The 26,892-nt window shown below is 34.0% G+C and carries 17 protein-coding genes and 1 tRNA gene; 7 read left to right on the forward strand and 11 right to left on the reverse strand.

The features are described from left to right. On the forward strand, positions 1-1,092 hold the full coding sequence (locus AC6EIW_RS07230; protein WP_498520007.1) for an HlyD family secretion protein: 1,092 nt from the start codon (positions 1-3) through the stop codon (positions 1,090-1,092). Between the two features lie 208 nt (positions 1,093-1,300). Here AC6EIW_RS07230 and AC6EIW_RS07235 read toward each other — a convergent pair whose 3' ends face one another. Continuing rightward, positions 1,301-4,501 carry a DUF4214 domain-containing protein gene (locus tag AC6EIW_RS07235; RefSeq protein ID WP_498520008.1) on the reverse strand — a complete coding sequence of 1,067 codons (3,201 nt, stop codon included), beginning with the start codon at positions 4,499-4,501 and terminating at the stop codon, positions 1,301-1,303. 529 nt (positions 4,502-5,030) lie between these two features. Between AC6EIW_RS07235 and AC6EIW_RS07240 the strand changes: the two genes are divergently transcribed. Beyond that, positions 5,031-5,987, forward strand: coding sequence for a GDP-mannose 4,6-dehydratase (locus AC6EIW_RS07240; protein WP_498520009.1), 957 nt, complete (start codon positions 5,031-5,033; stop codon positions 5,985-5,987). Here AC6EIW_RS07240 and AC6EIW_RS07245 read toward each other — a convergent pair. Beyond that, positions 5,980-9,669: a glycosyltransferase gene (locus AC6EIW_RS07245; protein ID WP_498520010.1), complete on the reverse strand. Its 3,690-nt coding sequence runs from the start codon at positions 9,667-9,669 to the stop codon at positions 5,980-5,982. The two genes, AC6EIW_RS07240 and AC6EIW_RS07245, sit on opposite strands and share 8 nt — an antisense overlap. Positions 9,670-9,671: 2 nt before the next feature. Beyond that, entirely contained in the window at positions 9,672-10,883 is a 1,212-nt protein-coding gene (locus tag AC6EIW_RS07250) for a class I SAM-dependent methyltransferase (protein ID WP_498520011.1), read from the reverse strand. A 231-nt stretch (positions 10,884-11,114) separates the two neighbouring features. Here AC6EIW_RS07250 and AC6EIW_RS07255 point away from each other — a divergent pair, with 231 nt between their 5' ends. Then, a complete protein-coding gene (locus tag AC6EIW_RS07255) occupies positions 11,115-11,579 on the forward strand; it encodes a GNAT family N-acetyltransferase (RefSeq protein WP_498520012.1) in 465 nt (154 codons plus the stop codon). A 19-nt stretch (positions 11,580-11,598) separates the two neighbouring features. Here the strand turns inward: AC6EIW_RS07255 and AC6EIW_RS07260 are convergent, their stop codons facing one another. The 4 genes from AC6EIW_RS07260 to psbZ form a co-directional block, all read right to left on the reverse strand. Further along, positions 11,599-13,101: a glycosyltransferase gene (locus AC6EIW_RS07260; RefSeq protein ID WP_498520013.1), complete on the reverse strand. Its 1,503-nt coding sequence runs from the start codon at positions 13,099-13,101 to the stop codon at positions 11,599-11,601. 303 nt (positions 13,102-13,404) lie between these two features. Then, positions 13,405-13,476: transfer RNA gene (locus AC6EIW_RS07265), tRNA-Gly, on the reverse strand. Between the two features lie 84 nt (positions 13,477-13,560). Next, a complete protein-coding gene (gene ribH, locus AC6EIW_RS07270) occupies positions 13,561-14,037 on the reverse strand; it encodes a 6,7-dimethyl-8-ribityllumazine synthase (RefSeq protein ID WP_498520014.1) in 477 nt (158 codons plus the stop codon). A 106-nt stretch (positions 14,038-14,143) separates the two neighbouring features. Continuing rightward, positions 14,144-14,389, reverse strand: coding sequence for a photosystem II reaction center protein PsbZ (psbZ, locus tag AC6EIW_RS07275; protein ID WP_498461676.1), 246 nt, complete (start codon positions 14,387-14,389; stop codon positions 14,144-14,146). 123 nt (positions 14,390-14,512) lie between these two features. Here psbZ and mutS point away from each other — a divergent pair, with 123 nt between their 5' ends. After that, positions 14,513-17,263, forward strand: a complete 2,751-nt coding sequence (mutS, locus tag AC6EIW_RS07280) for a DNA mismatch repair protein MutS (protein WP_498520015.1) — start codon at positions 14,513-14,515, stop codon at positions 17,261-17,263. A 65-nt stretch (positions 17,264-17,328) separates the two neighbouring features. On the opposite strand, the gene AC6EIW_RS07285 is transcribed toward mutS, so the two are convergent. Beyond that, the gene (locus tag AC6EIW_RS07285; RefSeq protein WP_498520016.1) at positions 17,329-17,961 is read right to left on the reverse strand and encodes a precorrin-8X methylmutase; all 633 of its coding nucleotides are present in this window, start codon (positions 17,959-17,961) and stop codon (positions 17,329-17,331) included. Positions 17,962-18,018: 57 nt separating this feature from the next. On the opposite strand from AC6EIW_RS07285, the gene holA reads away from it, so the two are divergent. Both holA and AC6EIW_RS07295 read left to right on the forward strand, forming a co-directional pair. Next, positions 18,019-19,047, forward strand: a complete 1,029-nt coding sequence (gene holA, locus AC6EIW_RS07290) for a DNA polymerase III subunit delta (RefSeq protein ID WP_498520017.1) — start codon at positions 18,019-18,021, stop codon at positions 19,045-19,047. 27 nt (positions 19,048-19,074) lie between these two features. Further along, the gene (locus AC6EIW_RS07295; RefSeq protein WP_498520018.1) at positions 19,075-20,841 is read left to right on the forward strand and encodes an aspartate kinase; all 1,767 of its coding nucleotides are present in this window, start codon (positions 19,075-19,077) and stop codon (positions 20,839-20,841) included. A 7-nt stretch (positions 20,842-20,848) separates the two neighbouring features. Here AC6EIW_RS07295 and uvrB read toward each other — a convergent pair whose 3' ends face one another. Both uvrB and AC6EIW_RS07305 read right to left on the reverse strand, forming a co-directional pair. After that, a complete protein-coding gene (gene uvrB, locus AC6EIW_RS07300) occupies positions 20,849-22,885 on the reverse strand; it encodes an excinuclease ABC subunit UvrB (RefSeq protein WP_498520019.1) in 2,037 nt (678 codons plus the stop codon). Positions 22,886-22,963: 78 nt separating this feature from the next. Beyond that, a complete protein-coding gene (locus tag AC6EIW_RS07305) occupies positions 22,964-23,752 on the reverse strand; it encodes a DUF561 domain-containing protein (RefSeq protein ID WP_498520020.1) in 789 nt (262 codons plus the stop codon). Between the two features lie 130 nt (positions 23,753-23,882). Here AC6EIW_RS07305 and tilS point away from each other — a divergent pair, with 130 nt between their 5' ends. Further along, a complete protein-coding gene (gene tilS, locus AC6EIW_RS07310) occupies positions 23,883-24,863 on the forward strand; it encodes a tRNA lysidine(34) synthetase TilS (RefSeq protein WP_498521625.1) in 981 nt (326 codons plus the stop codon). 20 nt (positions 24,864-24,883) lie between these two features. Here the strand turns inward: tilS and AC6EIW_RS07315 are convergent, their stop codons facing one another. After that, entirely contained in the window at positions 24,884-26,833 is a 1,950-nt protein-coding gene (locus AC6EIW_RS07315; RefSeq protein ID WP_498520021.1) for a ribonuclease J, read from the reverse strand. Positions 26,834-26,892 lie beyond the last annotated feature (59 nt).

Consider the following 26,892-nt stretch of genomic DNA (forward strand, 5'->3'; position numbering starts at 1 on the left):
ATGAAAACAAGCAAAAAAGAGCAATTTTTAAAATCAGTCGGGGACATAACAAGCTCAATTAAGCTGAAATCAAAAAAATTAAGTGAGACGTTTAATACTATAAAAAATGAAAAAATTAACCTAAAGACATTAAAACCTATTGAATTTATTCAATCGTTACAGGATAAGATTGATAAAACATTAAGCAACGATATAAATCTAGTTTTTTTAAAGCAATCAAAATTTTGGGCAACTTCAATAACCTGGGTTTTAATGGGTAGTACAGCATTTTCTATTGGATGGTTAGCTATTGCCAAAACAGATGAAGTCGCCATAGCTATAGGTAAATTAGAACCAAAAGGCGGAGTCTTTGATGTTCAAATGCCTTTAGAGGGAATTGCTAGAGAAATACTTGTTAAAGAAGGAGATGTTGTAAAAAAAGGACAAATTCTTATTCATCTTGATACTGAAATTACAGAAGCAAAAAATACAGCCTTACAAAACAGTCTTAGTTTCAATAAAGATATTACAAAAAGGCTAGAAAATCTTGTAAGTGAAGGTGCCGTATCAGAGTTACAATATATGCAACAACTTGATAAAGTCGAGCAAATTAAAAGTGAAATAAAAACAAATTTAGTCACTTTAAAATATCAAGAGATAATTTCACCAATAGACGGGGTGGTTTTTGAACTTCAACCGAAAGGTCCAGGATACGTAGCACGAACAAGCCAACCAGTAATGAAAATAGTTCCTTCGAATAATTTAATTGCGAAGATAGAAATTGATAATCGGACAATTGGTTTTGTAAGTGAAGGTAAAAGTGCAGATATAAGTATTGATTCTTTCCCAGCAAGCGACTTTGGAATAATCAAAGGAAAAGTATTAAGTATCGGTTCTGATGCATTAGCACCAATTCCTTCGCAAGGTAAAGGTTTCCGTTTCCCCGCAAAAATTGAATTGGATACGCAATTTCTGGAACTTAAGTCAGGAAGAAAACTCCCACTTCAAGCTGGAATGAGTTTATCAGCAAATATCAAACTAAGAAGGGTTACGTATTTGCAATTACTTTTCAATAAATTTAGTGATAAAGCAAATTCATTAAAATCAATCTAAAAAAACATTATTTATTGCTAACCTTTTTCATATATTTATATCTAAAAAGAAATTCATTAAAGAATTAGTCAAACAGACTGAAGTTAATTCTAATTATTATTCAAGGTAGGGAGATAAATGTAATTGAAATCTTTTTTGTTTGAAAGACAAAAAAAGCTCCGCAATTGCGGAGCTTTTATAATTAAAGCTTTTAGTTTTTCTAGAAAACTTAAGAAGCAGTAATTGTAAAGTTGTCAGAATGCCAACTATCGATATCTGCACTAGCAACTGTAGCCACCTTAGTAGTTGTAATAACTCCGGCTGCAGAAGCAGAAGCGAAGAATACATGCTGGGTCTCTGATGCATCGCTAGAAGCAGCTGTTACAAACACAGCTTTACCACTTCCGGCCATATCTAAGTTGCCGTACTCACCACCTGCAGCTAACGCAGCGTCAAGTCCAGCAGCTGTGGTTATATCTTGTCCACCAGTTATATCAACCAGTAGGTTAACGTCACTTTCTACAGCAGTCGAACCAGCAGTGTTAGCTGTGATAACAGCGTTCATAGCGGTGGCATTTAAGAAAGCATCTGGCTTTAGAACATCTCCACTTGCACCTTGAGTGAAGTTAGTAATTGAGTCAATTCCATTGTTAGCAGCTGTAGATGCGAAGACCATTGTGTAATCGGTATCTACTGCTGTTTCCAATTTGATTGTGTCTGCTCCTTTACCACCTGTAATCAGGTTGGTTGTTGAAGCAGCATCGCTACTTGCTGAAGTCAAATCGATGGTATCGTCACCATCTCCTGCCGTTACAACAACTCCTCCGTCGTGATTAGCTCCTGTCTTAACTGTGATGGTGTCGTTTCCTTTACCACCAATAACTGTGATGACAGTGTCTGCAGCGTCTGTCGCCTGCTCAACTGTAATCTTATCAGCGTTATCAGAACCAGTAAGATCAATGGTGTTCGCAGCAGCATTACCAGCAGCAGTGTCTTTAATATCCATCTCAACTGAGTTTGATCCAGTTAATTGAGATGCGTCAACAACAACTACGTCACCTGCTGCTCCTGATGCAAGCGCTTTAGCAGAAATCTTTAGCTGATTGCCTGAAATAGATGAAGCTAATGTATTAGCCCAACCACCTAAAGTTACTGTTAGATCACCTGCAAGAGCACCTGTAAAGCCAATGGTCTCTACATTTGACATTCCATTGAGTGTTGTATCGTCGAATGTCAATGCTTGGGTTGAAGAATTGGTATCAGTGAAATTAACTGTGTCAGTACCAGCTTCACCATCAATTGTTGCTGCCGCCAAGTTAGCGATTGTTCCGCTGTAAGTGTCATTACCAGCTCCAGCATTAACTGTTACTGAACCACCTGATCCAACTGCACCTACTTCCAAAGTGTCTGCAACGGCTGAACCCGTCACTGTTAGGGCGCCGGTTTGACCACCTGTAGTAAGAACAGCTCCACCAGTGATGCTTGATGCATCAAGAGTCGTAACTTTTACAGCATTAGATGAAATATCAATGTCCGCAGATTTAGTACCCTTAACGTTGATCGTCTTTAAGTTTCCTGCAGCACTAAATGAAACCGCAGCTCTATCAGAAGTTGTTGTTGTTAGAGCGTCACCTGAGTTTGCTGTGAAGTTAAGAGTTTCAAAACCAGTAACTGTCGCAGTAGTGAAATCAGTTGCACTTGCAGCAGTTGCATGCTTTGAAGTTATTGAAAGTACATCAGATGTACCAGTCGCATCTTTAAGTGAAAATGTTCCACCCGCATGATTAGCACCCTCAATGGTGATATTTCCTGCAAGCGCTGCTGACATATTTGTCAAGTTAGCGTTTGTAACTTTTGCAGCATCAATTGATGAAGCTAGGTACTGAGTATCAGTATCTACACCTGCAGCTACTTGAATAACGTCAAAGTTGGTATATCTGTCAGCTTCATCAGCGGTATTGACGTGGGCAGCAGAAGCAACAACTAGTGTGTCTTCGCCTGCTCCTGCATTAGCAGCAAATTTATCAGTAGTAGCAAAACCACCTAATCCAGTTGTGAAAACATCAGCACCTGATCCAAGTGTGATTACTGCAGCTTTATTACTTGAGCCAGGTCCAGTCATTGTGATTATGCCTGTGGCATCACCAGCAGCAACTGTAGTAATGGTGTTACCAAGAGTACCTAAAGTTACATCTCCAGAACCAGTGATATTCAAGGTAGCCTTTGAACCAGTAGTAACTAGTTCACCTGTTGTAAATTTGACGCCTGCATCAAGATTAATTGTCGTTGCAGCTGCCAAATCTAAATCATCAATAGCAGAAGCAGTACCTGTTGTGTTGACATTGACTGTAGTTAATTTTGCTCCTGTTACGGCAACATCCTCATCAGAACCACCATCTGCAGTAGTAATTTTATTGAGGCCAAGTGTTATTGCAGTATCTGTTGCAGCAGCGGCAACAACAATTCCCGTACTTGCTAGTGCAATATTTTCAAGTCCTACGGATGTAACAGTTATGGGAACGGTATAGGTAGCGGTACCATCACTTCTAATGAAATTAGCTGTTGTGATACTTGCCTGATCTGAAGTTAGTGTGAAAGCAACATCTTCATCGTAGACATTTAAAGTCTCAATATTTTTTACTGTTGGAATACCAGCGACAGTTCCGTCAGAGTAGATATTGAATGTATCTGTTCCAGCTCCTCCATCAATCGTGTCAGCTACAGAAGTAACTTCTTTTGAATCAGTTCCTCCAGCAGCGCTGTTATCTGCATTGAATGTGTCATTACCTGCAGTACCAGTAAAATCTGATCCTGTATCAATGGATGTGGTTAGAGCGAATGTCTTAGCTGAAGCAACTACTGATGGATCACCATTGCTGACGATTGTGTTAACGCTAGCTGTAACGCCTGCTGCAGTATGAGTAGTGTCCTTATCAATACCAGATAAATAAGTAACTGCTTCAGTTATGTTTACTCCAGATGTCCAAGGGCTTGTTGATTCAGCTTGGTAAGCAAGAATTGCGGCGGTGCTTCCTTTTACTTCTGCAGTGTAGGCAACAGCGGCGTTAGTTCTATTAGTGAGCGCTGTTTTGTCGTCTGAACTGCCAGAATTATTTTTTGCCGCCCAAATTAGGTGAGTCGCAATCTCAGCAACTTTCAGGACGCCTAAATTGATCTGTTGAGTCCAGTAAGTTAAACCTGTTACATCAGCTTCTCTATCAAAAAGGTTTTTGTAGATCTGATTAACTTGAGCTTCTACTGATTTGCTTCCGTATGCATCTTTGAATTCGGCTTGTGCATACATATCTGCAGCAAACGCAGCTGTGGTGATCCCTTGTTCAGTCCAGTAATCAAGACCTGTAGGATCAGCAGCGCGCCCGAAGTATGCAACGTAGAGCTCTTGGAGTTCAGTGCTAGTCGCGTTGGCCATGGGGGAAAAGTTTAAGTGCTTTGCTAGGGATCACCGCATTAAATAATGCGGTTATCTGTTTGGCAGGCCAATATACAGGCTTGCAGGACAGAATCTTGCGGAACTATAACCTCTTCCATAAATAAGACAATGGTTTTAAGGGATTAATAAAAGGGAATCCAAACAAAATCCGTAGCTCTAAAAGTAATCAATTTATGTAGGCTCTTTCTTCTTAAACGATTCGAAAAACTTAATAAGGATAGGTAAAAATTCTTTTGCCAATTAGTTTTTCAGGCTTTGAGCTCCAATGAGAAATCAAGTATTAATTAAAAAAAAGATCGATTTCTAAATTTGATAATTCAACCATTTTTATCCATAGAGTATCCAGATAACAAAGTGCACACCTTCTTTAAGATCAGTCGAAAAAGGGCTTTTTCAAAGAAAATGATTTCCAATTATTCCAAAAAATACAAAGTTTGCCATCAGTTGCCAAATCACCAAAATTTCTCAAATAAATGCAAAATAGAATTACAAGAGTTAGATCCTTGCCTTGCCTCAAAAAAAAAAAGTTTTGGTCTTTGGAAGCGGCGGTCAAGATGGATCGCTCCTATGCAATTCATTGATAAAGAAAAATAATTCTGTAATTGGTGTCAGAAGAAGCTCGACAAAATTTTGTAAAAACCATTGTGTACTTGGAATACAGAACGATTTAGAAATAAAAGAATGTGATTTAATGGATTTCGAAAATTTACGTCAACTAATAGCAACCGAGAATCCAAATGAAATATATAATTTAGCAGCTCAGTCTTCAGTGGGGAAATCGTTTACTAACCCCATAGAAACAATTGAAAGTATTGCAAATGGAACATTAAATATATTAGAGGCTTGTAGACAAATAAAATATGAAGGTACATTATTCTTTGCTGGAAGTAGTGAAATATTCGGTAATACAGAAATAGCTGCAGGCATAAACCATCGGCAGAGGCCTATGAGTCCATATGGAATTGCCAAACAAACAAGTTTTAATCTAGTTAAAGTTTATAGAGAACTTCACAATTTAAAATGTAAAACTGGTATTTTATTTAATCATGAATCACCATTAAGAGGGAAAAATTATGTAACAATGAAAATCATATTAGGAGCAGTTGAATGTTACAAGAATAAGAATCATAAATTAAAATTAGGGAATTTAAATATCCATAGAGATTGGGGTTGGGCAGAAGAATATGTTGAGGCAATTCAGTTAATGAATATGGAAAGTAACAACACAGATCAGATCATCTGCTCTGGAAGATTAACAAGTCTAAAAGAATTTATATCAATGACTTTCGAAAAACTCGGTCTTAATTATCAAGATCATATTATTATTAGTTCAGAGAAAATAAGAAAATCAGATATATTTAAAAGTCTTGGCGATCCAAAACCATTTTATGATAAATTCAAATGGAAAGCAAAATTAAGAATAAGCGAGATAATTGATAAGCTAATTGAAGAGCAGCTCAAGTAGAAAAAGAATTATTAATCTCTAGACTCTTTATTAGAAGAGAAATCCTATTGCCCAAATTGGAAAAACTACGCTGATGGATTAATTTTTCTCTCTGTTGGAATAAGTCAAAACGCGCCGGTTTTTTAAACCAGCTATCAATACCATCAGCAATATCTTGGCTAGTGAAACCTGGCATAAAATCAACTAAATCTTTAACATCATCAAATATTTGCAAAGGTGTAACAAGTACAGGTTGAAGCGAAGATAAACCTGTTCTCACGGAGGCGCTTGAAGATTCATTAGAAAATTGATAAGGAAAGACAATTAATTCATAATTTGATAATCTACTTATAATTTCTCTATCGCTGTAGTAGTTCGTGTCAATATTAACTATTTGAGTCAGTTTTAAATTGAAGATTTCGTTTACAAGTTCATCATAATAAGAATTATAATTTTCACTGTAAGAGGCACAATAAATAGTAAGTTTGATGTCTATAGATTTTTTTCTCAATAAATAAATAGACCTAATTAGTTCCTTATAACCTTTATTAGGCAAACAAAATCCAAAAGAAGCAATCGATCTGATTTGATTAAAATTATTTGAAAATCTTTTTTTTATAAGATAATTTCCTTTTTCTAAATGTAGAGATCTAGTTTCTGAAATCCCATGAGGAAATAAAAGCACATTATCCACCAATCCCAAATTTTTTAATCTATTTAAATCATTTATAGTATGAACGATTAATCTATCACATTTCTTAAAAGCAGTAGTTAGGAAACGAAGTTCTTTTTTCTCATTACGAATCGGGTCTTGTGTTGAATGAAGAAAAACTATTATATTTATATTATTATTTTTAAGTTCATTAATAAAATTTGAAAAAGTTTTAAATTGAAAAAAACCATAATTAAATTGAATGACTAAAGTGGTTATATTCAACTTGTAGATTAGATTCATTACTTCATCAAAACTATCATTATCATATGAATCGAACTTCCAGGATTTATATACATTCTGATTTTGATTGACAACATCAATATCGATATTAGATTTTATTTCATGAGCGGGATAAAAAACCTCAATTTCTTCTTGCATACTCTCAATTAAATGACGCGAATAAGATGCAATACCACATCTAGAGAACCAAGTTGTCATCCAGGCTACTCTTGAATATTGATTATTTTTATTGCTCACCAAATGTTTAACGAATGATTTATTATCAAATGCGACCCTGTCCCATGTTGATGAATTAATTGTTCTTTTTGCATTAGTGATCTTAGTAGAAATTTCTTTTTTAGTAGCAGAGTAAACACGTCTCATTTGATCAATTAAATCTTCAGAAGAAGGCTCCGCCCAGTAAGAGTAGTCAAGAGCAAAGTGAGACTTAGAATTTGCAAATTGAAAATCAACTAACCAACTATTAGTTTCATCGCAAAAATCTCTTTGACCTCCCCAAGCTGTAGTGATAACTGGTAAACCTAGAAGCATGGCTTCGGCAATAGGCAAACCAAATCCTTCTCCCCTGCTAGGAGCAACAAGAACATTGGACTGCAAATATAAAGATTTTAATTGAGCCAAGTTCAAATCATCTTTGATAATTTTCACGTCAGGAAAATGTATATTATTTTCTTTAAGTTCGTTTATCTGTTGCTCAATATTATTATGCGGATTATCAAAAGTTTTAATAATTAAAGAAACATCATCATTTGCTTTGAAAACGGTTGAATAAGATTTCAATAATATATCAACTCCTTTTCGTGGAAAACAAGAAGATATATGTAAGATTTTATATGATTTGGAATTAATATTATATGTATGATCAATCTGAATATGATTAACATGATCTACTCCTAGACCACAAACCTTAATGGGTACATGCACTCCATTATCAATTAAAATCTTTTTGACAAGTTTAGACATGACTGTTATTCCTTGAAGGTTAGAATTAAAATCTTTTACCCATTGCTGTGGAAACTCAGACTCCTCCCATCCATATGCATGTAATAAGTTAATAGTTCCTTTGACATCATTTACTCTTGGGGGATAGAGATTTCTAGTGCAAATCAAGAAACGATCATTACCTTTAATAGCTCTCTTATAAAGTTTGTTGATAGTTGGATTATTAGCTAAAAAATTAGAATCTGGTTCATAATCGCCTGGTCCATCAGTACAAAGAAGAGAGACATCTTCCCCTAATTTATCTAAAGATAAAGCATAGTACCGATTTAGAATTGCCAAACTATAAGATGAATCAAATGGACCTTCTAAACGCCATGTTAAGCCTTTGCAATTTTTGAATTTTCTAGAAATTTCTATTTTCTTTGATTGATTATTAATAATTGCTATTGCTGAAGCTAAAGATTTTAAATAGTTAATATTAGATTTTGTCCTAACTTTGACAAATGGGCTTTGTACAAGATTTTTTATTAAAATTTCATACTGAATATCTAATAAATGATTGAAATCACAATATTTTTCTTGATCTAATATAGATTTTTTTGATATTATTTCATTTAGGGAATCTATAGTTTTGTTAATCGTTTGTTTCCATGAAAAAAATTTTATTCTTTCCCTAGAATTAAAGCACAGAGCTTTATAAAAATTTTGATCTGTTAGGCTTTTATAAATTAAAGAAGATATGTCCTGAGCGTTATAAGGATCAAAAAGAAATCTTTGATCACCAATAATTTCTGGCAAACTCGTAAGATTAGAAGCAATGACAGGCGCACCACAATTCATTGCTTCTAAAATAGGTAGTCCAAAACCTTCATACAATGAGGGAAAAATAAATAATTGGCAAGTACGATATAAATCAGCTAATTCGCTATCCGTTACAAAGCCAAGAAAAACTACATACTCCGGAGGCAATCCAAAGTTAATCATCCATTCTTTGATTAAAATTATTTCTTCCTCTGTATAGGGTCCTGTTAAAACTAATTTATGTTTAAATATTAAGTTAATAGGCAATAATGCATAGGCTTCAATTAATCGGGATAAATTTTTTCTGGGATCGGTAGCACCAGAATACAACAAAAAACTTCCTAGAAAGTTCTTATCAATTCTCGAATTTAAAGATATTGACGAAAACAGTTTTTTATTACATGCCGAAGAAATATTATAAATTAATTCATTATTTATCTTTAAATACTTTGAAGCATCTCTAAGTGAAGCTTGAGAAATAGCAAGTAGTCCATCCAAGCTTGATAATTCTTTAATCTTATTCAAATAATAAAGTTTAAATTCAGGATCAATATTTAAATATTGATCACATTGAATTAGTGGAATTAAATCATATAGGATTGAAACAATTGGAGGCAGCTCGAAACACTTGTTATGACTAACTAAAGTATTATCCCTAAACCCATCAAAAAAACTTGTAATTAATATAATATCTGCATTAATCAGTGACAAAGCATAACTTCTAAGTTGAATTGAAATCCAACGCTTTGAATATCTACCAACATAGCTTCCATTCAAATCTCCTATTATTGGACATTTAAAGTACGTTATAGTTAAATTTATATTTTTTAGTTCTTCCTCAAAGTCATTGCTTAGATCGGTCAATGCCGAATTAGTAAATAAAATATATTCGTTCTCGGGATAATAATGTATCAATTCTTTTGTGAATTCCAAACAATATCTACCTATACCTCTCTTACGATTTCCGTCTCTTTGCAAGCCTTGTAAATCAATTATAATTTTCATGATTAAGAATATTTATTTAAATCTTTAAGAATAGTCTGAGCATCCTTAGATTCATCAAAATATCTCTCTAGTTTTTTATCATTCTTCAATACCATTTGTAAATCTTCTTTTAAATGTTTACTTTTTTTAGAGAATTTGTATTGATAAATTCGAACACCATATTTATCAAGTATCCTCTCAATAAATCTAAGTATAAAGAATATTGATTTTATTTTATATAATTTTTTTATTGAAAATTTATAAAAATTACTGTTATAAACGTAGCGACAAAGACTTATAGATTTATTTTTCAATCTACTTTTGAAATTAATAATTTTTCTTTTTATAATTAGAAGTTTACTCCTCATATTAGATAAATAAGTATTTTCATAGAGTGTTATGAGCTTTTGTACTTGCCTTTCTAATTCTAAAATCCTTTTTCGCATTAGATAAATCGCTTCATCGTATTGTGCATATCGATTACTTGAATAATTATCAAAGTCAATTGCTGCATCTAAAGTTGTTATACCCAGCCTCATATCTCGTGTTAAAAGGTTACCATCATCAAAGATTGAATCATCTAAAATATTAGACTTTGAAGCTATTAATACCAGATCTTGCGCGACCCCATTAAATACCCTTGTTAATTTGTCATGGTCCGAATTTTGTAATGGTCCTCCATTGATAAAATAATATTTTAATTTAGTAAAGCCACTTCTCTGAATAATGAAAGCCAATAAATCAGGATGAATTGGATTAATATGAGTAGGATCTATATGAAAAGATTTAGTCGATACCAAAAGATTATCAATACTTGGTGTTTCCAAAATAAGTAAACCATCAGACTTTAAAACTCGTTTAGATTTTTCAATAAGTTCTTTAATATTTGAATAAGTCATATGCTCAATAACATGAAAAGCACTAACTATAGAAAAACTATTTTCTGAAAATTGATCTAATAGGGATAATGCGTCTCCCTGTTTGATATTTAACCCTAATTTCCTAGAATGATTTACCATTTCGCAATCTAGCTCTATACCAATAGAGTTAAACCCCATTTGATCACATTTCTGTATCCATTCACCTCTGCCAGAACCAATATCTAGAAGAGAGGGATTATTATCTATATTTAAAATATAATCTAACAAACCATCATAATTAGACTGAACTTGCATTATTTGTTCTCGACTACCACGAAAATTATTTTCGAATTCTAAATAAAAATCTGAATCCATAATTAGTAATAAATTCAGTTTTAAAATCTAACAATCATAATAGTTGATAATCTTCAATTGGAATTCTATAGAAAAAAAATTATATAGTTATAGTACTATTCAAGGGTTTGCGATTCGATTTATCACTTTGCTAATAATTAAGCATTCGCAATCATTGTACTATTATTAGAAATGCAAGATTAATTCTTGTAAATTAGAATTTAAGCATTAGGAGGGCCTCTAATAATTGTGATGAAGACGAAAGAAATATCGCTAATCACACATGCCCCAACAGCACCTGGACTCCGTTTGTTAGGCATTGGCCCTGGACTAAAACCTACTAATGGCTTACTTAAACTTCAGGCATTTCTGAATGAGAACGCTTTTTGGGCTAAAGGTAGAAATAAGAAACAGCTATGCAAAATGCTCTTAAACAGCACAGTAGTTGTAAGCCTTTGGAATAATAATCAATTAATAGGTTTTGGGAGAGCGACAAGTGATCTTGTTTTTAGGGCTGTACTGTGGGATGTAGTTATTGCTAGTGATCATCAGGGGCTAGGCATGGGGAAATTAATAATTGAAGCGATATTAACAAATAAAAAAATCAACTCTGTTGAAAATATTTACTTAATGACTACTAACAGTTCAGAATTTTATAAACAATTAGGATTTAAGATAAATTCTAAGCAATCTTTGCTAATACTAAATCAAAATTAATTCTGATACTTAATCAATACTAACTTCTAGATGTGACCAAATCAAGAATAGTGGCTTCAAAATTACCTTTAAGATTATCAAAAGAAGATTGGTACTTCCGAATACGATCCTTAATCTCATTTTCAATATATAAATCTAAACCATTTAATAAATTAAGTTCATATATCCAATGATCAAGGTTAGAAAGATCAAGTAATCTGAAATTTTTATTATTTTTGACAATATTTCCAATCTCTCTATGAGAAGGAATATCACTAACTATAACTCTCAAGCCAAGTGATGCAGCATCCAAAACTGGTATTCCAAAGCCTTCAACACATGATGGTGAAATAAACGCATAAGCATTCAAAAACAGCCAAGATTTTTCAGTTTCGTCTACATAATCTAATAATTTAATGTTGGGATAACCCTCACACATTCTCTTTATATCTTCCCCGTATTTATCATCATGTATCTTACCAGCTACACATAAATCAAAACCTTTATTAACTAGTTCACTGCTTTGAAATATATTAATTAAAAAGTGTAAATTTTTTCTTGGAACAACTGAAGAGTTAAATAAAATAAATTTATTACTGAGACCTCTCAAATTCTTAACCCTACTAGCCAATTTTAATTTATTTATATTTAATGATGGCATTGGATAAATTATATTTTTAGAATCATTTGATGAAGACTTTTCAAGCAATAAACATATTTTGTCTCTAGAAGCTTTAGAGATAAAACAATTTTTAGTTTCCATCGCATCTTTAAGACGATTATAAAAAGCAAATGGATGATCAGGATGTTTTGAAAAAGATAGTGGTATAAAATCCATAATCAACTGTAGGCAACCAGAACAGCTTTTATTATTACTTTTGACATCAATGCTCAATGGACAAGAGGTAATTAATAAGTCTATATTTAACTTTCTCAAATCAATACATGGAGCTTTAATCAAAAACCTTTTACTTCTTAAGGTAGAAAAATTATAAATATCTTTAATAGATAAAAAACCTGAGATCTTGGATAGATACTCTACTCTTTCTTGGCCAAAATAAGGACTATTTTCAAAGTTAGATAGATTAATTAAACGTCCTGAAAATCTGCCTATTTGTAGATAAAATCTAAATATAGAAAATAGTAAATTAATACTAAATTTTGACTCGTTTTTAAATTTTATAAACTTATTTGTTAATCTTTTCATTAAATCTTCATCAAGATCTAGATCTTTCTGCTTTTTTATTTTTTTTAATTGATTTGATGGTTCACAAAATTGATCAAGTATGTCTGCACAGTCAACTTCTAGGACTGACTTTTCGCTCATTGAAAGTTTCATAAACGGATTTAAGCGTCGTCCATAAAATCCAGTCAATAAATAAACTTCTGCTCCAAGATCAGATAGAGATGTTATTAAACTTTTTGATAAGTATGCAATTCCACGATGCTCTGCCTGCTCCAGATCAACAGCTGTTATTGCAACTCGCATATGGGAGAGAGGCTTTTCTTTTGAATAAATAGAATCAGCCAATTCAATACCCATGAATAACTTACTTTATTATTTTATTTGTAATAAGCAATTTATCATTAATTGATTGGTATATTCAACTTGAATAGACTAAGAAATATCAAACATAAGCAGGGTGTACTAACAAACATTGGAAAACTAAAAGCAGAGATTATATATTTTTAATATTAATCGTAAATAATTTACATGTAGTTGTGCTGGATAATTCAATCACCCTAATTATATCTTTATAAGCTGAAATCAAAAAATAAGTTAACATGAATATCTTTCTAAGAATGACCTGAAGCGTATATAAAATTAAGTTTGATCGTGAAATGAAGCGGATGAAGAGATTCGAACTCTCGACATTCTCCTTGGCAAGGAGATGCTCTACCACTGAGCTACATCCGCATTATGTCCAAAAATATTTTACCAATTAATAGGCCATAAGTTTAATAAAAATAAGCAATTGATTTCTTTTCCTTAAAAAATTGTCTAACCAACCACTTTCATTAACGAACCCATTTCAAGTGCTTGCAATGCATAGCTCCACCCTAAATTATTCTTAATTCCCGCTCTCTCCAAAGCCTGTTGCATAGTATCAGTTGTCAAAACTCCCAAAACGATAGGAATTCCTGTTTCCCTAGAGACAGTTGCAATTCCTTTACTAGCTTCAGAAACAACTACATCAAAATGAGGGGTATCTCCCCTTATCACTGCACCTAGGGTAATTAGAACTTCATATTTCCCTGTGCGAGCAAGACCTTGAGAAACAATTGGGAGTTCAAAAGAACCAGGTACCCATGCAATATCTAATTGTGAACTTGATTCTGATACATCAATGCCATGCCTGGACAAACAATCAAGGCAACCGCTTAAAAGTTTATTAGTAATTAAATCATTAAAGCGAGCAATTACTATTGCTACCCGCAAAGATGATGAATTTTCGAAGGTACCCTCTAAAGTCGCCATTTGTTAAGGCCTTACTTACTTACTAACAGTAACCTCCAGAGAGTAAATTTAAAACATTTCAATAAAATAACTCTAAATATATGTAATTTTCAATTAAAAATAGTCTCTAAACACTCATCTGATGTGTGATGTACTCACCTACCAATGCTTGTAGAAGGACCAAGTGGAACCACACACCTGCGAGTATTTCTATCTTTTTAATATTTGGATTTCTATTGTCCTCTGGGTTTGTTTGGGTCATGTAGAAAACAGGTACTCCAATTACCAAAAGCAATGAAGAAAATAAAAGTGCGTTTGCGACGATGGAATTAATAGCCAGCATGAGGGAGAAATCTGAAGAAGAATTACTCAATATCAGATAATTCTCCCACGGAAGTGTGATTTGATGAACCACCTCTTAATATTTGTAGCGAGGCTTCACATGCAAAAAAAATTAATTCTTCTAATATGCTTTCATCAAACAGTAATTAATTAAATGGCTGCCAGCCCAAATCCTTTGCAAGGCAGCCTTTTTAAAGAGGAAGATAAACCCTCTGCATCAAACCCTGAAGAGAATAATTCTTTCAAGATCTCAAACGACAATCTAGACAACGAACAACTTAAGGATGACGCTCAATCAAGACCACGCTCCAAAAAAACGAATAAACAAAAAAAACAACTTAAAGATTTTGATGGGTTATTGGTCCCAGAAATTGAAGAAACCAAATGGTCGCATCACAGCTTACCCAAAATCGATGATCTTACTCCTGCACTAAAACATTATGTAGAACTAAAAATAGAAAATCCAGACAGAATTTTGCTGTATAGGCTTGGTGATTTCTTTGAATGTTTTTTTGAGGATGCCATCAGACTGTCTGAACTTTTAGAACTGACTCTGACCAGCAAAGAGGGAGGTAAAAAGATTGGTCGCATTCCAATGGCTGGCATACCGCATCATGCTTCGGATAGATATTGCTCTCAACTAATAAAGAAAGGTTTATCAGTTGCCATTTGTGACCAACTGGAGGCTGCCCCATCAAAGGGGAATAAATTAATCAAAAGAGGTATTACAAGATTAATCACTCCTGGGACGATTCTAGAAGAGGGAATGCTTAGCGCAAAGAAAAATAATTGGCTGGCTTCAGTTTTAATTGACTCTCATTCGAATACCGAATTTATTCAATGGTCCCTTACGAAAGTAGACGTCAGCACGGGTGAACTTGTTGTACAAGAAGGAGAAGAAATTAATAATTTAAGACAAGAATTAATTAAATTAGAAGCAGCTGAGGTGATCTCAGAAAAAAATACAATAAGTAGAGGTCAATGGTACACGAGATCAATGAAAATATCCGAGTTCAATCAAACTTCATTTACAGAATTAGAGTCTGAAAGAGCAATATTAAACTATTATTATTTAAATAATATTGAAGGACTAGGGTTAGCCTCTCATCCTCTTTCAATTAGAAGTTTAGGGGGACTAATTGCATACCTAAATAAAACACATCCCAATCTAAGTAGTCATAATAAGAATTCAGTAGAAACTTATATATCCTTGGATTATCCACATATAAAATACGATAATGCTGGATTAATTATAGATAATCAAACAAGAAGAAATCTAGAAATTGTCTCAACTCAAAGAGGAGGACAATTTCAAGGATCTTTATTATGGGCAATAGATAAGACTTTAACTGGGATGGGAGGGAGATGTATCAGAAGATGGCTTGAAGAACCTCTAACAAATGTAAATGAAATACAGAACAGACAAGAAATAATTTCTTTACTAGTTAAATCGCCCTCCATAAGAAAAAATCTTCGAAAAACACTCAGATCGATGGGAGACCTTGAAAGGCTCTCAGGGCGAGCAAGTGCGCAACAAGCAGGCGCAAGAGAACTCGTAGCAATAGCAGAAGGCATTAATCGTTTACCATTACTCGCAAAAAATCTGAATAACGAAATTTTTGAAGAATCTAAATACTTCTCATCTATTATAAATTTAGATAAAAATTTAATAGAAATTGCATCAAAGATAAATAATGAGATCATAGAAAACCCTCCACTAAGTCTTACAGAAGGTGGTCTATTTTATGATGGTATAAACCTCATTCTTGATGGACTTAGAAATCAACTTGATGATCAAAATTCATGGCTAAGAGCTCAAGAAATTAAAGAAAAAGAAATAAGTAAAATAAATAATTTGAAATTACAATATCATCGATCCTTTGGATATTTTTTAGCAGTCAGTAAAGCAAAGTCAACTAATGTTCCAGATCACTGGATCAGAAGACAAACTCTTACTAATGAAGAAAGGTTTGTAACACCCGAATTAAAAGAAAGGGAAGGGAAAATATTCCAAATAAAAGCTCGAATATCACAGCTAGAATATGATTTATTTTGTGAACTTCGACTTCTTGTTGGAAAAAGAGCAAAAAGCATTAGAAAAGCTGCCAAAGCAATTTCATATTTAGATGTTTTGACTGGTTTAGCAGAGCTTGCTGCCACAAATAATTATGTTCAACCGAATGTCGTTGACAATACAAATTCTAAAAAGTCAAGAAAGCTATCAATTGTAGAGGGCCGACATCCAGTTGTTGAACAGATTCTTGTTGATAAACTTTTCGTACCTAATGATATCAATCTTGGATCAAAAACCGATTTAATTATTCTCTCTGGACCAAATGCAAGCGGTAAAAGTTGTTATTTAAGGCAAGTAGGTCTGCTACAAATTATGGCACAAATTGGTAGCTGGATCCCAGCAAAATCATGCACAATTGGAATTGCAGACCAAATTTTTACCCGTGTTGGAGCAGTAGATGATTTAGCAGCAGGTCAATCTACTTTCATGGTTGAGATGATTGAAACGGCTTTTATTCTTAATAAAGCAACAGAAAAATCATTAGTCTTATTAGATGAAATTGGTCGAGGAACATCAACTTTTGATGGCTTATCTATTGCTTGGTCAGTAAGCGAATTTCTGGCAAAAAAAATAAAAAGTCGTTCAATTTTTGCGACTCATTATCATGAATTAAATCAAATTTCCGAATTCAATGAAAATGTAGAGAATTTTCAAGTACTTGTGAAACACGATAAGAATTCACTTACTTTTCTTCACAAGGTTGCCAAAGGGGGCTCGATTAAAAGTTATGGAATTGAAGCCGCTAGACTAGCAGGAGTTCCAAAAGAAGTCATAAATAATGCTCGAAAAATCTTAAGCGATCTTGAAGAAAATAGCTTTAACAATATATAGATAATCCAAAAGAATAAAAATTTATAGGGTAGGTATTCAGGAATTCAAAAATTTACATAACAACACTAACAATCAGTAGCTCTCAGCAAAGCATTAACAGTTGCCGCCGCAAGAGATGCCCCTCCCTTAGAGCCCTCTAAAACGATATGTGAACAATCACTTTTTAATAATCGATTTTTACACTCGGAAACTCCTATAAACCCGACTGGCATTCCAATAATTAAACTTGGTCTTTTACTACCTTCCTCAATTAAATCTAATAAAGTCATCAATGCTGAGGGTGCACTACCAATTAGAACGATTGGTGCTTCCAAGTTTGCATCCGTTTTTTCTATGTCTAACCACATTTTTCGCATTCCCATTGAACTTCTAGTTTTCGACGATGAATCAATAAATTCAGGAGCCATTTCTAAAATACATTTAACATTTGAATTTAATGTTCTTTTAGCAACCGGAGAAACAGCTGCTTCTGCCATATAAGTATCAGTCAAAATATTGGCTCCTTTTTTTAGGGAATTAATAGCATTTTCACAAGCATTAGAGCTAAACCTCAAACAGCCCTGCATACCAAGATCACCGCTTGAATGAATAATTCGTTCTAAAACCAATTGCTGTAGTTTATTAAGCCCGGTAAATCCAATTTGAGATCTAATATATTGAACGCTTTTAAGAAAAATTGGATGTTCTGGAGTTTTCACTGCTTAAGTTCCTAGGCTAATTTAAGATCAGATCTTTTTAAAACATATCTCTAACTAATGCCAATACATCTAATATGGGGAGATGATTATGAGGCCAGTAACAGGGAAATAGAGGAAATAATTCAAAAAATTGTTGATCCAGCATGGAAAGATTTTAATCATAGTCAAATAGATGGGAATGATCCAAAGCAAAGTCTCCGAGCACTGGAAGAGGTAAAAAGTGCTCCTTTAGGAAGCGGAGGAAGAATTGTACTAGTCAGAAGAAGTCCTTTTTGTAACGGATGTTCCATTGAGCTTGCCAATAAGCTTGAACAAGCCATTGGATTAATTCCTGATGATACACATCTGATTTTAAATAATTCAAACAAACCTGATAAAAGACTTAAAACAACTAAATTAATACAGAAAACTATACAATTGAATTCTTTATCTAATGAAAAAAGCTTTATTCTTCCACAGCCATGGGATATCAATGGGCAGCGGAAGCTAGTTAAGAATATTTTATATAGATTGAATTTAAGAATGAATAATGAAACAATTGATTTGACGATAGAAAGTATAGGTAATGATAGCTCATTAATTAATACTGAGCTTCAAAAATTATCATTATTAGCAGAAGCAATGAATAAAAATTCAAATATCAATGAAACTCAAGAAATCACAAAGGATATAGTCAAAAAGATAATTCAAAATAATTCAACTAATGCTTTAGAAATTGCTAATTTTTTACTTAAAGAAGAGATAATCATAGCTCTGAATAAAATTCAATCCTTGCTTAAAAATGGAGAACCAGCATTAAGGTTAATTTCAACCTTGACTGGTCAAGCAAGAGGATGGCTATGGGTACACCTATTAGATTCCCAAGGACATCATGACGTCAAAGAAATAGCAAAACTTGCTGGGATTGCCAATCCAAAACGTATTTTCGTAATCCGAAAACAAATTCAAGGCAAATCATTGAAAACGTTACTTGAATTGATGAAAAAACTTTTAAAAATTGAAGTTTCAATAAAATCAGGAAGCAATCCAATCAATTCTTTTAAAGATAATCTGCTAACAGAAAGTATATTTTTGACTAATAACTGAAATAATTGATAAGTTACTGAGAGTTAAATGTCTTTGCTGGTTCAAAAATTTGGCGGCACCTCTCTTGGAAGCATTAAGCGAATAAAATCTGTTGCCCAAAAAATCAAAGCAAGTAAAGAGAAAGGAAATGATCTGGTTGTTGTTGTTTCGGCAATGGGACATACAACTGATGAGTTAACACAACTAGCCTCGGAAATAACTATTGATCCTCCTCATCGAGAGATGGATATGCTCCTATCAACTGGTGAGCAGATTTCAATATCATTATTGACAATGGCCCTGAATGAATTGGGGACACAAGCAATATCTTTAACTGGTACTCAAGCTGGAATTATTACAGAATCAGCTCATGGAAGAGCAAGGATACTCGAGATTAGAACAGAACGAATAAAAAATCTTTTAAATCAAGGTAAAACCATAGTCATTGCCGGCTTTCAGGGCACCAGTCTTGGAATAGGAGGAATTTCTGAAATCACAACTTTAGGAAGAGGAGGATCAGATACTTCTGCAGTTGCTTTAGCAGCATCTCTAGAAGCTGAAAAATGTGAAATTTATACCGATGTTCCAGGCGTTTTAACAACTGATCCAAGAATTGTTAAAAATGCACAATTAATGAAAAATATTAGTTGCGATGAAATGTTAGAGCTCGCAAGCCTTGGAGCTGCTGTTTTGCATCCTCGGGCTGTTGAAATAGCAAGAAATTTCGGGCTAACTCTCGTAGTCAAGTCAAGTTGGGACAACCTTGATGGAACGACTCTAACTAGTAAACAGAAAAATGTTTTTTCTAAAGGTGGAATAGAACATCGGAGCCCAGTAGATGGATTAGAACTTGTTGAGAATCAAGCTGTCGTAGCTCTATCTAATATTCCAGATCGCCCAGGAATTGCTGCTGAGCTTTTTGAATCTCTATCAGAAGGAGGTGTAAATGTAGATCTCATTATTCAAGCAACACATCAAATAAATTCTAACGATATTACTTTTACTGTTTCAGAAAATGAATTAAATAATGCACAAGCTCAATGTAAAAAACTTATTAATGCTATGGGAGGTGAAATTTCGTTTCAAAAAAATCTTACCAAGCTAAGTATTTTCGGAGCCGGAATTATGGGTAGACCTGGAATAGCATCTTCTCTGTTTCAAACTCTATCTGATTCTGGTATTAACATCAGGCTAATAGCTACTAGTGAAGTCAAAGTAAGTTGCGTTATTGACGCAGAATCAGGGAAGAAAGCATTACGCAATGTAGGAGAGGTTTTCAAGCTTTCTGATAAACAAATTACTCTTAATCCTATAATTGAAAATAATAACGAGCCGGAGGTAAGAGGAGTAGCTTTAGATAAAGATCAAATCCAAATTAGCGTTAAGAATGTCCCAGACAAGCCAGGTACTGCTTCAACGATATGTTCAACATTGGCTGAGAAGTTTATCAGCTTAGATACAATAGTACAATCAGAAAGAAAGCATAAGGATAAAACCAAAGATATTAGTTTCACATTAAAGAAAAATGATAGAAGCGAGGCTAAATATGCTTTAGAAGAATTGATAGCTAATTGGAAAGGGTCCAGACTCGAGGAGGGAGAATCCATAGCTCGAATTAGCGCAGTGGGTTCTGGAATGCCTTTCACTAAAGGAACAGCTGGCAAAATATTTAGAGCTCTTGCTAATCAGAAAATTAATATAGAAATGATTGCTACAAGTGAAATCAGAACAACTTGTATTATCTCAGAAAAACATGGTGAAAAAGCATTAAATGAAATTCATTCATGCTTTCAATTAGGAAAGAATTCAGAATAAAAATACATCATTTTCCAATTAACCTATGCCTTAATTTCTTGATACGATCTCTCAGAATTGCAGCTTTCTCGAAATCTAGATCTTTAGCTGTTAATTTCATTTTAGATTCCAATTTTTCAATTAATTCAGGCAGAGATTCTAAGGATGCACCGCTATCAGAATCTTTATCACTATAATCAATCAACTTATCAGCAATATCAACAAAATCATTAACATTTCCATCTTGATTTAATTTCCTGGATAACTCTAAGAAAGAGAGAATTGAATTATTAGCTTTCTTTCCTGCTGGCTTAGGAGTTATACCATTCTCAATATTGTAATTACTTTGTATTTCTCGACGTCTTTCAGTCTCACTAATTGCTTTTGCCATTGAGTCGGTCATTTTATCTGCATAGAGTAAAGCTAGTCCTTCAACATGCCTTGCTGCTCTACCGATTGTTTGTATTAAGGATCTCTCAGCTCTTAAAAATCCTTCTTTATCTGCATCTAGAATTACAACAAGAGAAACCTCTGGAAGATCTAAACCTTCTCTGAGAAGATTAACTCCAACCAAAACATCATATTCTCCCAATCTTAAATCTTGAATAATTTCAATTCTCTCAATTGAATGAATCTCTGAATGTAAATAACGAACTCTTATTTTATTCTCAGATAAATAGTCTGTAAGATCTTCAGCCATTCTTTTTGTAAGAGTTGTCACAAGTATTCTCTGATTTTTCGATGCTCTTTTTCTAATTTCAAAAAGCAAGTCCTCAACTTGACCATGTGTTGGACGTACTTCAACCAATGGATCTAGAACACCGGTAGGCCTAATAACTTGTTCAACTATATTTCTTGGACTTTGAGACAATTCCCAATCACCAGGAGTAGCACTAATAAAAACTGTTTGTTTTGCTTTATTCCAAAATTCTGTATCCTTTAGAGGACGATTATCAGCTGCACTTGGTAATCTAAAGCCATGATCTATTAACACTTTCTTTCTTGCTTGGTCGCCATTATACATAGCTCTTAATTGCGGACAAGTAACATGACTTTCATCAATAAGTAATAACCAATCTTTAGGGAAATAATCAATTAGGCATTCTGGTGCAGAGCCAGGTTCTCTACCAGATAAGTGACGAGCATAATTTTCAACTCCATTACAATATCCAACTTCTTTTAACATCTCTAAATCATAAATTGTTCGTTGTTCTAATCTTTGAGCTTCAAGTAATTTTCCCTCTTGATTAAAAAATTCTAATCTATCTTTTAATTCTTTTTTAATTTCTTTAATTGCAGAGTCTAGACGATCTTTCGGAGTTACAAAATGTTTAGCTGGATATATATTAATTGAGTCAAGTTTATTTAATATTTCGCCAGTAGTAGGATCGACATAACTAATACTTTCTATTTCATCACCAAACAATTCAAGTCTAACAAGTCTGTCATCATATGCTGGACCTATTTCTAATACATCTCCTCTAACTCTAAATCTACCTCTAGTAATTTCTATATCATTACGTGTATATTGGTTGGAAACCAATGATCTCAGAGAAGATCTTAAATCAATATTTTGTCCAACTCTAAACTTTACAGATGCTTTTAAATATTCACTTGGAATTCCCAAGCCGTAAATACAACTAATTGAAGCAACTACAATGACATCATCTCGCTCGAATAAAGACCTGGTTGCAGAGTGACGCAACATATCAATTTCCTCATTAATTGATGATGTCTTTGCTATGTAAGTATCACTAACTGGAACATAAGCTTCTGGCTGATAGTAATCATAATAAGAAATAAAATATTCAACAGCATTCTCAGGGAAAAATTCCCTTAATTCATTACATAATTGAGCTGCGAGGGTTTTGTTATGAGCTAAAACTAATGATGGCCTACCCGTCTGAGCTATTAAATTAGCTATAGTAAATGTCTTGCCTGTTCCGGTTGCACCTAATAAGGTTTGAAACTTCTCACCATCATTTACTCCTTCAACAAGTCCTTCTATCGCTGCAGGTTGATCACCTCTTGGAACGTATGGAGCTTGAAGCTTATATTCAGGCATATTCTTAATTCAATTCTAAAAAAAAATTTATTAATTCCATATTGTTATCATTTTGATCAAAAAAGGATTTCAATTACCTTATAAAATTGATTGATTAATTGTGGAAATAAGTTTTACAGAATCTAAAGCCTGACGAAGACCTTTGACAGTAGCAATCATAGCTATTTCAGTCTTCAATTTATTAATAGCTGAACCAATACCAACCCCATGAGCACCAACTGATATGGCCATTGGAACAGTCACTTCAGAAAGTCCAGAAGCGCAAATAACAGGCACATCATGACGACTCTCTTTTAAAGCATTGGAGATAGCAAAAGTTCCAGCCAACGTAGGTGAAGCTTTTTCTATTAATCCTAAAGTTCCAGGACTAATAGGATGAGAGCTCGTCCCTCCCTCAGTCTGAATTAAGTCGACCCCGTTATCTACAAGATCAACAGCTAATTGAGCTTGACTATCCAAAGGCAATATATGGGGAACAGTAACTGATAAAACAACCTCAGGTAAAAGCCTACGAGATTCCACCGCTAATGAGAGGACTTCCTCTGCCGAGAAAAAACGTCCATCTGGATAAAAAGAGTCGAAATTCCCAATCTCTATGATTGATGCTCCTGCCTGAACAGCTGGAGGGAAAAGTTTTGGTTCCACAGAACTTACACATACAGGAATATTTGATGTCTCCAAAGCCAGCTTTACTAATTTAGGCTCACAAGCAATATCCAGTAAATCTGCACCCCCAAGACCTGCGGCTTTAGAAATTAGAGATACTGATTCTGAATTAAAATTATTTAAACCAGAAATTACTTTTAATGTAGATCTATTTTGAATACTCTTTTGAAGTGAAAGTGGCAATGTCTGCAGGCGTGTCATAAAAATATCAGCTATTAACCTGATTGTGACACTGACTCAGCAAAAGAACTTAAAAAAGACGAATAGAGCTCTGAAACCAAAGCAAATGTCACCATCTACTAAAAATGACCTTTCATGGAGTAAATGGCATATGCGTTTACATAAAAGGTTAAAACACAATCAATCTCTGCTTCCGATCAAATCCACACTTCTTTTAGCAATATCTGGTGGTCAAGATTCTATGGCCCTTCTTAAATTAATTATTGATTTGAAAAGACTATATAAATGGCAAATCGAAGTCTGGCATGGAGATCACCAATGGCACAACGAATCCGAAAATATAGAAAAAGAACTAAAGCTTTGGTGTCTTAATAAGCAAATATCATTTCACTCTAATAAAGCAAATAAAGAAGAAGTAGTTAATGAAAAAAAGGCAAGAGATTGGAGATATAAAAAACTGGTAATGAAAGCTAAGGTGTTATCGTCAAAAAATATCAATTTCCCATATACAAGAATATTAACTGGTCATACAGCTACTGATCGAGCAGAAACGATCATTATGAACTTAGCCAGAGGCACTAATCTGATTGGTCTCAGCACCCTTAGAGAACAAAGATCTTTAGAGAATAGTATAGATTTAATCCGACCTCTATTAGTATTTAATAGAAACGAAACACTCGAAATTTGCAAAGAGTTTAATTTGCCAATTTGGATAGATCCTTCAAATGAAAATATTAATTTGACAAGAAATAAAATTAGAAAAGAAATTTTACCAATTTTAAATTCAATCCATAAAGGCGCAGACTCAAGAATATCATCGTTAGCTAATAGACTTGAAAGTTATACTAACGACCAAGAATCATTAGCAAAAATAGCAATAGAGTTTTGCCAAGGAGAAAAAATAAATTCTTTATCCAGAAAAAAACTAATAAATTTTACACACTCTGTTAGAAAAATAATACTTACTAATTGGTTAAAAATGTTAGGAGTCAAAAGAGTGACAGCTTTGCAAATCGAAGAAATAAATACCAAAATATCTCACAGTAATCCCCCTGGAAGAATCCATCTTCATGGAGACTTCCTAATACAATGGAACAAACAAGTTATTTACATATCAAATAAGACTAATTAAAAGAAACAAATATTCTTTTATCAGCTAATTGCAGATCTTCGACGTCTTGTTCTTCCAGATGGCATGTCCTCTGTACTTTTGTCACTATTTGTTTTTTGTTCTGTTGTTCCATTTTTATCTTGATTTGTTACGGATTCATTTCTCTGCTTAACTGCTGTATCTGCATTTTTCTTAACTACTTGTCGTGAGTCTGGCTGTTGATCAAGTTGAGGCTTATATGCACGAGTTCCACCAGGAGCAGGTTGAACAAGGCAAAGAATTAATGGCTCAGCCTGAACCTCCCTTCTTAATCGACGAGATAAACCTGATTCAACTTCTCTTTGCAAACCAATCCAATCAACCTCAATCGACTTACCTCCTGTCTTAAGAACAAGCTGTTTCCATCTATTTTCCAAGACCCAATTAATCTCTCTTTCAGTCCAATTGACCATTGTTTTAGCATCAACATTAGTAATAACACCTCGCAGATTGACCCTCGGAGGTGCAACCATTACGCCATCAGTGCTAATAGGAGTAAGAACCGTAATAACCCCGTCATCAGCCAGTTGCTGACGTTCTTTTAAGACGCGAGTATCAACAATCCCTGTTCTAGAAGAATCGAGTAATTCCACTCCTGATTTAACTGGTGACCCTTGAACAAGAGAATCTGGCCTTAATTCAGCTACGTCCCCATTTTCCATAACTAAAACATTATCTGGGTGAACCCCCATTGACACAGCAGTTTTTCCATGAAGAACTTGCATTCTGTACTCTCCGTGCACAGGAATAAAGTATTTAGGTCTAATTAATCCAAGCATCCATTTTTGATCTTCTTGACATCCATGGCCGGATACATGAATACCTTTATCTTTCCCATAAATAACTTTTGCACCCAATTTGATTAATTTATCAATCGTATGCATCACGGAAATAGTATTTCCAGGAATTGGACTAGCAGAAAAAATGACAGTATCACTGGTTTTTAATTGAACATGTTGATGCTCTCCCCTAGATATACGACTCAAAGCGGCCATTGATTCTCCTTGACTACCTGTCATCAATAAAAAAGTCTCTCTATCAGGCAAATCTCTTATCTGTTTAATTGGGAAAAACAAATCATCAGGGAAACGCATATATCCAAGCTCTCTTGCTTTCCCAACCACATTCAGCATTGAACGGCCTAACAAGCCGACTTTTCTACCGTTTTTCATCGCCAACTCTAGAAGCATAGCCACGCGATGAGTTGAACTAGCAAATGTAGTGACCATAACTCTGCCTTCAGCAGTAGCAATATATCTATCTAAATTTGGAAAAACAGAATATTCAGAGGGTGTGAATCCTGTGACTTCAGAGTTAGTTGAATCAGATAGAAGGCAAAGAACACCCTTATCTCCATAGTGAGCCATTCTGGCTAAATCTGAAGGTTGTCCATCAGGTGGCGTATGGTCGAACTTGAAATCACCAGTAAAAAATACTATTCCCACTGGAGTAGTTACGGCGAAGGAATAACTATCGGAAATTGAATGTGTATTTCTTACAAATTCAACTGAAAAATGTTGTCCAACTTTGATAACTTCTCTTGGGCCGCATACCTGTATTGTTGTCCGATCCGCAACTCCTGCTTCCTCCATCTTCCCCCTGAGCATAGACATAGCAAGGGGAGGACCATAAACAATTGGGATATTAAAGTTCTTTAAATGATGAGAAATCCCACCAATATGATCTTCATGTCCATGGGTAACTACTAAACCTCTTATTCGACTTTGATTTTCACGTAAATAAGTGGTGTCTGGCATCACAACATTTACTCCATGCATACCGTCGGTTGGGAAAGCCAGACCAGCATCAAGAATCATGATGTCATCACCATATTCAAATACGCAGGTATTTTTTCCAATTTCTCCTAGGCCACCTAAAGGAATAATCCTCAAACAAGGAGATTTAGATTGATTATTTTGTGAGCCTTGAGAATTCATTGAACTTGATGTCATGGAAAAATTTATGTAAAAAACTTGGTTGTTACCTAAATGAAAGTTGGATCCACTCGAAA

This window comes from Prochlorococcus sp. MIT2308, from assembly GCF_059772345.1.